The sequence below is a fragment of the Streptomyces sp. NPDC004561 genome (assembly GCF_053602155.1).
Map to the genome: position 1 here is coordinate 24,489 of NZ_JBSGDB010000032.1, position 11,927 is coordinate 36,415.

Annotated in this window: 11 protein-coding genes; 6 read left to right on the plus strand and 5 right to left on the minus strand. The window is 72.5% G+C overall.

All coding sequences use genetic code 11. The features are described from left to right. Nucleotides 1–33 precede the first annotated feature (33 nt). The 3 genes from ACWEN3_RS07030 to ACWEN3_RS07040 form a co-directional block, all read right to left on the minus strand. Nucleotides 34–1,908, minus strand: coding sequence for an ABC transporter ATP-binding protein (locus ACWEN3_RS07030; RefSeq protein ID WP_452966692.1), 1,875 nt, complete (start codon nucleotides 1,906–1,908; stop codon nucleotides 34–36). A 108-nt stretch (nucleotides 1,909–2,016) separates the two neighbouring features. After that, nucleotides 2,017–2,148, minus strand: coding sequence for a hypothetical protein (locus ACWEN3_RS07035; protein WP_452966694.1), 132 nt, complete (start codon nucleotides 2,146–2,148; stop codon nucleotides 2,017–2,019). Nucleotides 2,149–2,329: 181 nt separating this feature from the next. Further along, on the minus strand, nucleotides 2,330–5,206 hold the full coding sequence (locus ACWEN3_RS07040; protein WP_452966697.1) for an FAD-binding and (Fe-S)-binding domain-containing protein: 2,877 nt from the start codon (nucleotides 5,204–5,206) through the stop codon (nucleotides 2,330–2,332). A 156-nt stretch (nucleotides 5,207–5,362) separates the two neighbouring features. On the opposite strand from ACWEN3_RS07040, the gene serC reads away from it, so the two are divergent. Together serC and ACWEN3_RS07050 are read left to right on the plus strand one after the other, a co-directional pair. Beyond that, nucleotides 5,363–6,481: a phosphoserine transaminase gene (serC, locus tag ACWEN3_RS07045; protein WP_452966700.1), complete on the plus strand. Its 1,119-nt coding sequence runs from the start codon at nucleotides 5,363–5,365 to the stop codon at nucleotides 6,479–6,481. A 150-nt stretch (nucleotides 6,482–6,631) separates the two neighbouring features. Beyond that, entirely contained in the window at nucleotides 6,632–7,114 is a 483-nt protein-coding gene (locus tag ACWEN3_RS07050) for a hypothetical protein (protein WP_452966703.1), read from the plus strand. Between the two features lie 28 nt (nucleotides 7,115–7,142). On the opposite strand, the gene ACWEN3_RS07055 is transcribed toward ACWEN3_RS07050, so the two are convergent. After that, on the minus strand, nucleotides 7,143–8,105 hold the full coding sequence (locus ACWEN3_RS07055) for a WD40 repeat domain-containing protein (RefSeq protein WP_452966705.1): 963 nt from the start codon (nucleotides 8,103–8,105) through the stop codon (nucleotides 7,143–7,145). A 110-nt stretch (nucleotides 8,106–8,215) separates the two neighbouring features. Between ACWEN3_RS07055 and ACWEN3_RS07060 the strand changes: the two genes are divergently transcribed. From ACWEN3_RS07060 to ACWEN3_RS07070, 3 genes are all read left to right on the plus strand, one after another. Continuing rightward, nucleotides 8,216–8,899, plus strand: a complete 684-nt coding sequence (locus tag ACWEN3_RS07060) for an SGNH/GDSL hydrolase family protein (RefSeq protein ID WP_452966708.1) — start codon at nucleotides 8,216–8,218, stop codon at nucleotides 8,897–8,899. Nucleotides 8,900–8,987: 88 nt separating this feature from the next. Further along, a complete protein-coding gene (locus tag ACWEN3_RS07065) occupies nucleotides 8,988–9,578 on the plus strand; it encodes a Uma2 family endonuclease (protein WP_452966710.1) in 591 nt (196 codons plus the stop codon). 48 nt (nucleotides 9,579–9,626) lie between these two features. After that, the gene (locus ACWEN3_RS07070; RefSeq protein ID WP_452966712.1) at nucleotides 9,627–10,619 is read left to right on the plus strand and encodes an aldo/keto reductase; all 993 of its coding nucleotides are present in this window, start codon (nucleotides 9,627–9,629) and stop codon (nucleotides 10,617–10,619) included. Between the two features lie 206 nt (nucleotides 10,620–10,825). Here ACWEN3_RS07070 and thpR read toward each other — a convergent pair whose 3' ends face one another. Beyond that, a complete protein-coding gene (gene thpR / locus ACWEN3_RS07075) occupies nucleotides 10,826–11,398 on the minus strand; it encodes an RNA 2',3'-cyclic phosphodiesterase (protein WP_452966715.1) in 573 nt (190 codons plus the stop codon). A gap of 39 nt (nucleotides 11,399–11,437) precedes the next feature. On the opposite strand from thpR, the gene ACWEN3_RS07080 reads away from it, so the two are divergent. Continuing rightward, on the plus strand, nucleotides 11,438–11,927 hold a 490-nt coding region (locus ACWEN3_RS07080), incomplete at its 3' end, for a GNAT family N-acetyltransferase (RefSeq protein WP_452966717.1).

Consider the following 11,927-nt stretch of genomic DNA (forward strand, 5'->3'; position numbering starts at 1 on the left):
TGGAACTGTCCTGGATGGTGAGACGCTTCTCTCTCAGATGCCGGGCCAGGGCTGCTGGTGTCCGGGGACGTGCTCCCGCTGCGGCCGCTCCTCCCACAGCGGCAGCCGCAGTTCGCCGGTGTCCATGACCGCGTTGTTCTGCGAGCGGTGCAGCCTGGCGTAGGCCCCGCCCCGGGCGAGGAGTTCCTCGTGGCGGCCGCTCTCGACGATGCGGCCGCGGTCGACGACGAGGATGCGGTCGGCGTCGGGGGCGAGGTTGAGGTCGTGGGTGATCATGATCGTCGTACGGCCGACCATCAGCCGGCGCAGCGGCTTGACGACGCGGCGGGCGGCCATCGCGTCCAGTCCGGTCGTCGGCTCGTCCAGCACCAGGACCGGGGCGTCGCGCAGGATCGCGCGGGCGATGGCCAGGCGCTGGAGCTGGCCGCCGGACAGTCGCGCCGAGTGGGGGTCGACCTCGGTGTCGTAGCCGTCGGGCAGCCGCACGATGAACTCGTGCGCGTCGGCCGCCCTCGCCGCGTCCTCGATCGCCCGGTCGCTTGCGCCGGGCCGGCCGCAGGCGATGTTGGCGCGGACCGTGTCGTGCAGCACGAGGGTCTCCTGCGGGAGCAGGGTGACGTACTCGCGCAGGCGGGCCAGCGGGAAGTCGCGCAGGGGGACGCCGTCGAGCAGGACGTGCCCGGCGTCGGGGTCGTAGAAGCGCAGGAGGAGCTTGGAGACGGTGGACTTGCCGGCGCCGCTCGGGCCGGTGACGATCACCAGCTCGCCGGGGCCGGCCGTGAAGGACAGGCCCTCCAGGGCGGTCCGCCCGGCGCCCGGGTAGCGGAAGGACACGTCCCGGACCTCGACCGTGCCGTCCGGGCGGCCGGTGTCCGTGGGCCGGCGCGGATCGGTGACCGACGGCCCGGCGTCCAGGATCTCGATGAGCCGCTCGGCGCCCGCGGTGGCCGCGGTGACGGTGAGGCCGAGCTGGGCGAGGCCCCGCACGGGCGGGTACAGGTAGCCGAGGAAGGCGGCGAAGGCGAGGAGCCGGCCGAGGGTCATCCGGCCGGTGGAGATCTCCCAGACGCCGATGCCGATCACGGCGAGCACGCACACCGTCTCGATGACCTGCACGAGCTGCTCGTAGGCCTCGTTCAGCCGGGTGACGCGGACCGAGGCGCGGAACCACACGGTGGCCTCCGCGTGCAGCCGGCGGCGTTCGGCGTCCCGGCGGCCGTAGGCCTGGGTGAGGACGATGTTGCCGAGGGACTCCTCCACCACGGAGGTGATCGCGCCGTCGGCGACCCGGCCCGCGCGGGAGACGTCCTTGAGGGAACCGGAGAAGCGGCGGGCGGCCAGCCAGAACAGGGGCGCCAGTACGAAGGTGGCGGCGGCCAGGTCCCAGCGCAGCCAGAACGCGGCGGCCGCGTAGAAGAGGGCGGAGAAGGCCGCGGATGCGGCGCCGACCAGACCGGACACGACCATCGTCTCGATCGCCTCGACGTCGCCGGTCAGCCGGGAGAGCAGGTCGCCCTGGCGGTGGCGCTGGAAGAAGTGCGGGGGCAGCTGCTGGACGTGGTCGAAGACCCGCTCGCGCAGCCGCATCACAAACCGCTCGGTCACCCAGGCGGCGAGGGAGTTGCCCGCGTAGGCGACGACGGCGCCGGCCACCGCGATCCCCAGCCACTTCGCGGCGGGGTCCCAGAACGCGGCCGGCGAGCCCTTGCGCAGGGCGTTGTCGGTCAGATCGCCGAACAGCAGGATGGCCTCGGTCTCGGCGAGCGCGGCGAGCACCGTGCACAGCCACACCAGCAGCAGCGGGCGGCGCAGTCCCGCGGTCAGGGGCCAGAAACGGCGGAACGCGGTGCGGGCCGAAATGGTCGGGGCGTCCTCGTCATCGGCTCCGCCGTCCTCATCGAATTCCATTCACATTCCCTCCGCTTTCCGTCGCACATCCCGGCCGTTCTCCTCGGCACGGGAAAAGGAAAAAGGGGCCGACGGTGCACCGTCGGCCCCTTTCAGTTCACCGCCGGATCAGTGGCCCTGGCCGGGCAGCGGCTTCGGCAGCGGCTTGTGCGCGTGCTTCTTCGGCTTCGGCGGGGGCGGCGGGGGCAGCTGCTTCGACTTGGGCTTGGGGGGCAGCGGGGCAAGCTTCTTGAAGCTCATTCCGACTCCTGGTGTTCGCAGTTCTGTGTTCCGAGAATTCCGCGTCCGGCTCTCGACATCGAAGAACCTACACGCCCACCCGGCGCGCAAAAGGCAAAAACAGCAAAGGACCGCTGTGAATCCCCTGGGAAAAGCTGGGAGTTGTTCCGCAAACCTGAGAACGCCCTCAGCGCCGGGCGAATCACCCCCCTGTCTTCCTGTCCAACGCCTCGGCCAGTACCTCTGCCAGGTGGCGGCCCCGTATGCCGGCCAGCTGGTCCAGCTGGGTCCGGCAGGAGAAGCCGTCCGCCAGGACGACCGTCCCGGCGGGGGCCTCGCGCACCGAGGGCAGGAGCTGGTCCTCCGCGCAGGCTCGCGACACCTCGAAGTGGCCCTTCTCGAAGCCGAAGTCGCCCGCGAGACCGCAGCAGCCGCCGGAGAGTTTCCCGGTGAGGCCCGCCGCCGCGCGCAGCCTGCGGTCGGCGGTGTCGCCGAGGACCGCGTGCTGGTGGCAGTGGGTCTGGCCGGCGACCGGGCGGCCGACGGCGGGCGGGGTCCAGTCGGGGACGTGCCGTTCCAGGGTTTCCGCGAAGGTGAGGACCGCCGCCGCCAGCCGGGCGGCTCGCGGGTCGTCGTGCAGGAGTTCCGGAAGGTCGGTGCGCAGGGCCGCCGCGCAGCTCGGCTCCAGGACGACGACCGGGACCCCGGCCCGCAGCACCGGCTCCATCAGGTCCAGGGTGCGGCGCAGGACCGCTCGGGCGCGGTCGAGCTGGCCGGTGGAGACGTAGGTCAGGCCGCAGCAGACCCGGGCCCGGCGGGCTCCGAGCAGTGCGGTCGCCGCCCCGGTCCGGCCGTCGCCGATCGCTCCCCGGCGCGGCAGCAGCGTCGGCGGGAGGGCCACCCGCAGGCCGGCCTCCTCCAGGACCCGGACGGCGGCCCGGCCGACCGAGGGGGACAGATGCTCGGTGAAGGTGTCCGGCCACAGCACCACCAGGTCCCCGGTGTCCCTGCCGGGCTCTCTGCGCCGCCACCAGCCGCTGAACGTCCGCGCGGCCAGCCGGGGGATCCGCCGCTCCGGCGTGATCCCGCCCAGGCGTTTCGCCACGGACGCGAGCGGCGGCACCGAGGCGAGCGCGTTGAGCAGGGGAGCCGTGCGCGTCCGGGCCACCCAGCCGAGCCACTCGGGCAGCCGGCCCATGCTGTGGTGGGCGGCGGGGCGCCGGCGGCCCGCGTAGTGGTGGTGCAGGAACTCCGCCTTGTAGGTGGCCATGTCGACGCCGACCGGGCAGTCCGAGCGGCAGCCCTTGCAGGACAGGCACAGGTCGAGGGCGTCCCGCACCTCGGGGGCGCGCCAGCCGTCGGTGACCAGCTCGCCCGCGAGCATCTCGTGCAGCAGGCGGGCCCGGCCTCGGGTGGAGTGCTCCTCGTCGCCGGTCGCCCGGAAGGAGGGGCACATCACTTCGGGGCCGGCCGCCGTGGTCGTACGGCACTTGGCGACGCCGACGCAGCGGCGGACGGCCGCGCGGAAGTCGCCGCCGTCGGCCGGGTAGCCGAAGGCCACGTCGACGGGCCGGCGGGGCAGCACCGCGAAGCGGAGGTTCGCGTCGAGCGGGGCCGGGCGGACCAGCATCCCGGGGTTGAGCAGGTCGTCGGGGTCCCAGACGGCCTTGGCGCGCTCGAAGAGCCCGACGGTCTCCGCGCCGTACATGCGCGGCAGCAGCTCCGCGCGGGCCTGGCCGTCGCCGTGCTCCCCGGACAGCGATCCGCCGTGCGCCACGACCAGGTCGGCCAGTTCCTCCGAGAAGCGCCGGAAGCGGCCGACACCGGGCCCGGTGAGCAGGTCGAAGTCGATGCGGACGTGGATGCAGCCGTCACCGAAGTGGCCGTACGGCGTGCCGCGCAGCCCGTGCTCCGCGAGCAGGGCGCGGAAGTCCCGCAGATAGGGGCCGAGCCGGGCGGGCGGCACCGCGCAGTCCTCCCAGCCGGGCCAGGCCTCGCTGCCGTCGGGCATCCGGGTCGCCGTACCGCTCGCGTCCTCGCGGATGCGCCACAGGGTCCGCTGGGCGGCGGGGTCGGTCACCACGAGCGAGCCGGCCACGTCGGCCGCGCGGACGATCGCCTCCGCACGCGCGCGGGCCTCGGCCGCCGTCCCCCCGCCCGTCTCCACGAACAGCCAGGCCGCCCCCTCGGGCAGCCCGGCCCCGGGCGGCACCAGGTCGGCCGCCATGCCCTCCACCGTCAGCGGGCCGTAGGGCAGCAGTCCGGCGGCGGCTTCCGCGGCGGCGCTCTCGTCGCCGTACCCCAGCACCGCCAGGGCTCGCGCGCGGGGCGCCTCCACCAGCCGCACGACCGCCTCGGTGAGGATGCCGAGGGTGCCCTCGGAGCCGCAGAAGGAGCGGGCGACGTCCGCGCCCTTCTCGGGCAGCAGCGCGTCCAGCGCGTACCCGGAGATGCGGCGGGGCAGGTCCGGGAAGCCGGTGCGCAGCCGGGCCGGGTCGCTCTCGGCCAGCTCCCGCAGTCCCTCGGGCGCGCCCGCCCAGCCCTGTCCGAGCCGCAGCCGGTGTCCGCGCGCGGTGAGGACGGACAGTTCCCGCACGCTGTCGGCGGTGGTGCCCCAGGCCACCGAGTGCGAGCCGCAGGAGTTGTTGCCGATCATCCCGCCGAGCGTGCACCGGCTGTGCGTCGAGGGGTCGGGGCCGAACCGCAGCCCGTGCGGCGCGGCGGCCTCCTGGAGCCGGTCCAGGACGAGCCCCGGCTGCACGACGGCCGTGCGGCTGCCCGGATCCAGCTCCAGCAGGCCGTTCATGTGCCGGGTGAAGTCCAGCACCACGCCCGTGCCGGTCGCCTGCCCGGCGATCGACGTGCCCCCGCCGCGCGCCACCACCGGCACCCCGCGCGCCCGGCACGCCTCCAGCACCGCCGCCACGTCGTCGGCGTCCCGCGGGGCGACGACTCCTGCGGGGACACGGCGGTAGTTGGACGCGTCCATGGTCACGAGCGCCCGGGCGGTGGCGTCGAAGCCGACCTCTCCCCGGACGGACCCGCGCAGTTCCGCTTCGAGACCCGAGTGATCCGTCATGCGTCCAGGATGCATCCGATCACCGACAGTCACCGCGAGTTGTCCACAGCCCCACCGCGATCGTCGTACAACCAGACAAGATCACCTCTTGGCGATCTCGTCTCATCCGACGGACACGGTTCCGTCCCGTTTCGCCCAGCGGCTAGCCTCGGACTCGTGGCCGACATCCAGATTCCCGCTGACATCAAGCCCGCCGACGGACGTTTCGGCGCTGGCCCCTCCAAGGTGCGGACCGAGGCGCTGGACGCCCTCGCCGCGACCGGAAGCTCCCTGCTCGGCACCTCCCACCGCCAGGCGCCCGTCAAGAACCTGGTGGGCAAGGTCCGCGAGGGGATCTCCGAGCTGTTCTCCCTGCCCGAGGGCTACGAGGTGATCCTCGGCAACGGCGGCTCCACCGCCTTCTGGGACATCGCCACCCACGGACTGATCGAGAACAAGTCCCAGCACCTCAACTTCGGTGAGTTCTCCTCCAAGTTCGCCAAGGCCGCCAAGCTCGCCCCCTGGCTGGCCGAGCCCACGGTCCTCGCCTCCGAGCCCGGCACCCACCCCGAGCCGCAGGCCGAGGCGGGCGTCGACGTCTACGCCTTCACCCACAACGAGACCTCCACCGGTGTCGCCATGCCGATCAGGCGTGTGGCCGGCGCCGACGAGGGCGCGCTCGTCCTCGTGGACGCCACCTCCGGCGCGGGCGGCCTCCCGGTCGACGTCGCCGAGACCGACGTCTACTACTTCGCCCCGCAGAAGTCCTTCGCCTCCGACGGCGGCCTGTGGCTCGCCGTCTTCTCCCCGGCCGCGATCGAGCGCGCCGAGCGCGTCCACGCGAGCGGCCGGCACGTCCCGGAGTTCTTCTCGCTGCCCACCGCGATCGACAACTCCCGCAAGAACCAGACGTACAACACCCCGGCCCTCTCCACCCTGTTCCTGCTGAACCAGCAGCTGGAGTGGCTCAACGGCCAGGGCGGCCTGGACTGGGCGGTGGGCCGTACGGCCGCCTCCTCGCGCACGCTGTACACGTGGGCGGAGGACGTGAAGTTCGCGAGCCCGTTCGTCACCGACCCGGCCAAGCGCTCCCAGGTCATCGGCACGATCGACTTCTCCGACGACGTCGACGCCGCCGCCGTGGCCCGGGTGCTGCGCGCCAACGGCATCGTGGACACCGAGCCGTACCGCAAGCTCGGCCGCAACCAGCTGCGCGTCGCGATGTTCCCGGCGATCGACCCGGCGGACGTCGAGGCGCTGACCAAGTGCATCGACCACGTGATCGAGAAGCTGTAGCAACTCCCGTGCAGAACCTGCTGGTTTGGGCGGAAGGCATGGTCAGGGCAAAGCCTTCCGCGAGCCGTTGAGTCCCCTTCGTCGCGAGCCCGAAACTGTGAGCCCCATGCGCTCGGAACGGGCCATGCGAACGAAGGGGAACCACGGGGCATGAACAGACCCATACCTGGCACGGTCGAGGCGGCGGTGCGCCACATCCTCAGCGACAAAACGACCGGCTTCCTCACCCGGACCCGCCGGATCACCTGGAAGGACAACGTGTACCGGGTCCGCCGGCCGGAGACCGGCAAGCAGACGGTGGAGCTGACCTGCCCCGTGTGCGACGCCTCCCTGCTGGCCGAGGTCCGCACCGAGGCCCGTGCCCGCCGCACCGGCGCCGTCCTGCTGGCCCTGGCCGCCCTGTGCGTGATCGTCTTCTTCGCGGCCTTGGGCTACGCCGTGCACGAGGGCGGTCGTACGCTGCCCGAGGGCCAGTCGCTGCCGGTGCTGTTCCCCGTCAGCGTCGTCTCGGTCTTCGTCACGTTCGTGGCCGCTCCCGTGCTCTTCCTCCGGGGCCGGGTCTACAACGGCGTCAGTCTGCTCGACGCCCCCAAACCCCGCCGGGTGCACCGAATCGTGCCGGTGCGCGGCTGAGGGCCGGACACGGCGACGCGGGGCGGGTTCAGCGGCGGCGCAGCCGCCGCAGCCCGAACAGGGCGGCCGCCCCGACGGCGACGACGGCCGCACCCACTTTGAGGCCCATGCCGCCGGTGCTCGGGATGCCCGCCGAACTCCCGCCGGGGGCCGGGGACTTGTCCTCCCGGCCCGGCGCGTCCTTCACCTCCACGGCGCTGTCCGCGCCCTCGCTGCTGTACAGCAGCCTGCTCCCGTCGACGGAGTACGTGATGCCCTCCCCCTGCCCCTGCAGGGGCACGTCGAGCCGCCCTTCCCGCTTGATCCGGCCGCCGTTCCAGGCGTAGTGGATCCCGCCGAAGTAGCCGCGCACGGCGAGCTGCCGGCCGTCGGGCGAGAAGGCGGCGTCGGTGGCCCAGAGGTCGACGGCGGCGACCGGCCGGAAGGTGTTCGCGCCGGAGGCGGAGAGAGTGGCCGGGCCCTCGTACAGGTGCCCGCCGTCCTCCTTCTTGTCGATGATGTAGACGCGTCCGGTCTTCGGGTGGACGACCAGCGACTCCGCGTCGCGCGGCCCGTTCGCATACTTCACCACGTACTGGGTGGCCGTGACGGTCTGGTCCTCGAGCACCTTCGGCTCGGGCAGCCGGTAGATCCACACGTACGGCCACCTGCCGCCGTAGTTGTCGCCGATGTCGCCGACGTAGATCTCGTCGTGCGGCCCGACGGAGATGGCCTCGACGTCACGCGGGGAGCCGACACCGCGCAGGGTCACGGTGGCGACGGTCTTCCCCGTCCGGCCGTCCACGGCGTAGATGTACGGCCCGTCGCCGCTGTCGTTGTGCGTCCAGTAGACGCCGGGATGGAGGTGGGAGGCGGCGAGCCCGCTGGACTCGGTGATCCGGGGGTCCTTGAAGGTGAACCCCTGGCCGCCGTTGCCGTCGGCGGCGGAGGCGGGCAGCACGCAGGCGCCCGCGAGCAGCACTGCGGCGAGGACGGCGAACGATCGGCGCATCCCCCAAGACTGCCACTCCGCGCGGGGGTTCACCGGAGGGTCGCCCCGGGGGCACGGCACGTGGCGGGCCTCACACCCCACCCGCCGCACCGATCGTCCATCATGACCGGATGCTTAGGTTCATGCCCGTGGGCGACTCCATGACGATCGGGAGCGCGGGGGAGCACACGTGGCGCTACCGGCTCTGGCGGCACCTGTGCGACACCCACGGCGGACCGTTCACGTTCGTCGGCCCGCGCGAGGAGCTGTACGACAAGACGGCCGAGGCGCCGACGTCGGACGCCTACGCCGACCCCGGTTTCCCCCGCGCCCACCTGGCCGGCTGGGGCGAGGGCTGGCAGCACATGGCTCCGCTGATCGGCGGGGCGGTACGGGAGTGCCGGCCGGACGTCCTGCTCGTCTCCCTCGGCCTGATCGACCTGGGCTTCTACACGAACGCCGAGCAGACGGCGGAGAACGTACGGGCGTTCGTGGCGGGCGCGCGGGAGGCCGGCCCGCGCATCCGGATGGTGCTGCTGCCGGTGATCCCGAACATCCGCGCCGAGATGGACGCGCCCTTCGCCGAGCAGGTGGACCTGTTCAACGTCCTGCTCGCCAAGACGGTCGCCGACCTGGACGAGCCCCGCTCCCCGATCCTGCTGGCCTCGCCGCCGGAGCCGTACGACATCCACACCGACACCTACGACGGCACCCACCCCAACGCGAGCGGCGAGCACCGGATCGCGGGGGCGTTCGCGGGGGCGATGGCGGAGGCGTGGGGGGTCGGGGAGACGTACGCGGCCGGAACTGTCTGACCTGATTCCGGCGCTTCCCGGTCACGGTGCGTATCGTTGAACCGCGCGGCTGCACTCATCGACGGAGCAGCCGGGGAGGAGCGCCACGGTGACCGTCCTTGAAGACAGGATCGAGATGGCCGAGAGCGACAACCCGATCACGCTCGACGAGTTTTTCGAGCGGTTCGAGAAGATGCCCGTCCCCGAGGGATACAAGCTCGAAATCGTCGAGGGGACCGTCTACATGACGCCGCAGCGGGACATTCACTGGGCAATCATCCGCCGGATCGTCCGAGCCTTTGAGGACGAGTTCGGCATGGACGTGAATGTGCTGTCGGACGTTCGCATCGACTTCCCTGGCATTCTCAACGGTTACGCCCCGGACGTGGCGAAGGTCCGCGAGGGTGCCGACAAGAACGCCAAGGGCCTCTGGTGCCACAGGGACGTCGAGTTCGTCGCCGAGGTCATTTCGAAGGGCACCGCCGCCAACGACTACGGCCCCAAGAAAGCGGCGTACGCCAACGCCGAGGTCCCCGTCTACGTCATCGCCGACCCCTACAAGGGCATGTGCTTCGTCTACACCCAGCCCAAGGAGGGCGACTACGTCACCAGGACGAAGGTCGAATTCGGCAATGACATCGACCTCACCGGCACCGTGGTCGACCTCGTCCTCAGAACCGGCGACTTCCCCCGCGACTAGCCGGCGGCCCTTGCTTCGAGCGCACTCCAGGCCGTTGGCTGGAGAACCATGAAGTACACACAGCTCGGACGCACGGGACTCAAGGTCAGCCGGCTCGTCCTCGGCACCATGAACTTCGGCCCGCAGACCGACGAGGCCGACAGCCACGCGATCATGGACGCGGCGCTGGACGCGGGCATCAACTTCTTCGACACCGCGAACGTGTACGGCTGGGGCGAGAACAAGGGCCGCACCGAGAGCATCATCGGCAACTGGTTCGCCGAGGGCGCGGGCCGGCGCGACAAGGTCGTCCTCGCCACCAAGGTCTACGGCAACATGGCCGCCGACGGCGAGGCCTGGCCCAACCACGACAAGCTCTCCGCCGTCAACATCCGGCGGGCCGTGGACGCCAGCCTGAAGCGGCTCCGGACGGACCACATCGACGTCTACCAGTTCCACCACGTCGACCGGAACACCCCCTTCGAGGAGATCTGGCAGGCCGTCGACGTCCTGGTCCAGCAGGGCAAGATCCTGTACGTCGGCTCCTCCAACTTCCCCGGCTACAAGATCGCCCAGGCCAACGAGATCGCCGCCCGCCGCGGCGGCACCATCGGGCTCGTCAGCGAGCAGTGCCTGTACAACCTCGCCGAGCGCCGCGCCGAGATGGAGGTCATCCCGGCCGCCCAGGAGTACGGCCTCGGGGTCATCCCCTGGTCGCCGCTGCACGGCGGGCTGCTCGGCGGTGTGATCAAGAAGGAGGTGCAGGGCGGGCGCCGGGCCTCCGGACGGGCCGCCGACGCCCTCGCCGACCCGACCGCCCGCGCACAGATCCAGGCGTACGAGGACCTGCTCGACAAGCACGGCCTGGAGCCCGGCGAGGCGGCCCTGGCCTGGCTGCTGACCCGGCCCGGCGTCACCGGCCCGATCGTCGGCCCGCGCACCGCCGAGCAGCTCGGGTCGGCGATCAGGGCGGTCGAGCTGGAGCTGAGCGAGGAGCTGCTGACCGGCCTGGACGAGATCTTCCCCGGTCCCGGGCCGTCGCCGGAGGCCTTCGCCTGGTAGTGCCGGTCCTCCGGGCAGCTCCGTGACGGACGACGCCCCGGGGACGGCGGGGTCGCATGCGGCATGCGGCCCCGCCGCGCGGGCGCCGCCGGCGGCCGGACGCCCGGGCGCTACCTGACGGCCGCCGCCAGGACGACCACCACGAGCATCAACACAAGCGCACCGGCCATGATCCGGTTCCGGGTCTTCGGGTCCACACATCGAGCCTAACCGGACGCGCCCAGTGCCCAGCGGGCGACCGCCTCGTACCGGGGCTGCTCCCCCGGCACCCCGGACCTCGGCAGGTTGCTGCGCACCAGCGCCAGATCGGCCACCGTCCAGGTGCTGCTGGTGAACTCCGTGAGCCCCGCCACATACGGCCGCACGTCGACCGTGTCCCGGCTGCGGGCCACTGTCAGATGGGCCTTGTAGCGGCGGTGCTCCCCCATCGGCACCCCGGCCTTCCGGGCCGCCGCCTCCGCGCGGTCCGCCAGCAGCCGCAGCGCCTCCAGGTCGCCCGAGGCCCCGGTCCACAGCGCCTTGCCGCGGCCGAACTGGCCGCCGCCCGAGAGGGCCAGCTCGAAGGGATCCGTCCGGTGCGCCGCGCGGGACAGACGGTCCGACAGGGCGGGTACCAGGTCGTCGGCGACCTCGCCGTAGAAGGCCAGGGTGAAGTGCCAGCCGGGACGGCCCGTCCAGCGCAGGCCGTCGGCGCCCGGCAGCCGCTTCAACAGGGCCACCTCGGCGGCGAGTTCACCGGCGACGACGTCCGGCGGCAGCACGGCGGCGAAGAGTCTCATGCCTTCACCTTCCCAGACGGGCGCCGCCATGATGAGCCCATGACGATCACCATCCGCCGAGGCGGCCCCGACGACGCTCCCCTGATCCTCGGCATGCTCGACAGCGCCGTGGAGTGGCTGGTCTCACAGGGCCGCACCGGGCAGTGGGGCACCGAGCCGTGGTCGGCGAACGCGCGGGGCGTGGAGCTGGTGCACCGGTACGCCGCCGAGGGCGTGCCGTTCTTCGCCGAGGTGGACGGCACGCCCGCCGCCACCCTCACGCTCGCCGAGCGGCCCGGCCCCTATCTGGAGCCCGCCGGCGAGCCCGAGCGGTACATCCATCTGTTCGCCACCGACCGCCGCTTCCGGGGCCTGGGCGCCGGTGCCGCGCTGCTCGCCCACGCGGCCGGGGAGACCCGGCGGGCCGGGATCTCCCTGCTGCGCGTGGACTGCTACGCGGGCTCCGACGGCAAGCTCGTCGCGTACTACGAGCGCAACGGCTTCACCCGCACCGAGCCCTTCACCGTCGGCGCGGACCGGGGGCCGGGGC

Excerpts from the sequence above, each read along its gene's own strand:
- ACWEN3_RS07030 (WP_452966692.1), bottom strand. The coding sequence starts at position 1,908 with ATGGAATTCGATGAGGACGGCGGAGCCGATGACGAGGACGCCCCGACC.
- ACWEN3_RS07035 (WP_452966694.1), bottom strand. The coding sequence starts at position 2,148 with ATGAGCTTCAAGAAGCTTGCCCCGCTGCCCCCCAAGCCCAAGTCGAAG.
- ACWEN3_RS07040 (WP_452966697.1), bottom strand. The coding sequence starts at position 5,206 with ATGACGGATCACTCGGGTCTCGAAGCGGAACTGCGCGGGTCCGTCCGG.
- ACWEN3_RS07050 (WP_452966703.1), top strand. The coding sequence starts at position 6,632 with ATGAACAGACCCATACCTGGCACGGTCGAGGCGGCGGTGCGCCACATC.
- ACWEN3_RS07055 (WP_452966705.1), bottom strand. The coding sequence starts at position 8,105 with ATGCGCCGATCGTTCGCCGTCCTCGCCGCAGTGCTGCTCGCGGGCGCC.
- ACWEN3_RS07060 (WP_452966708.1), top strand. The coding sequence starts at position 8,216 with ATGCTTAGGTTCATGCCCGTGGGCGACTCCATGACGATCGGGAGCGCG.
- ACWEN3_RS07070 (WP_452966712.1), top strand. The coding sequence starts at position 9,627 with ATGAAGTACACACAGCTCGGACGCACGGGACTCAAGGTCAGCCGGCTC.
- thpR (WP_452966715.1), bottom strand. The coding sequence starts at position 11,398 with ATGAGACTCTTCGCCGCCGTGCTGCCGCCGGACGTCGTCGCCGGTGAA.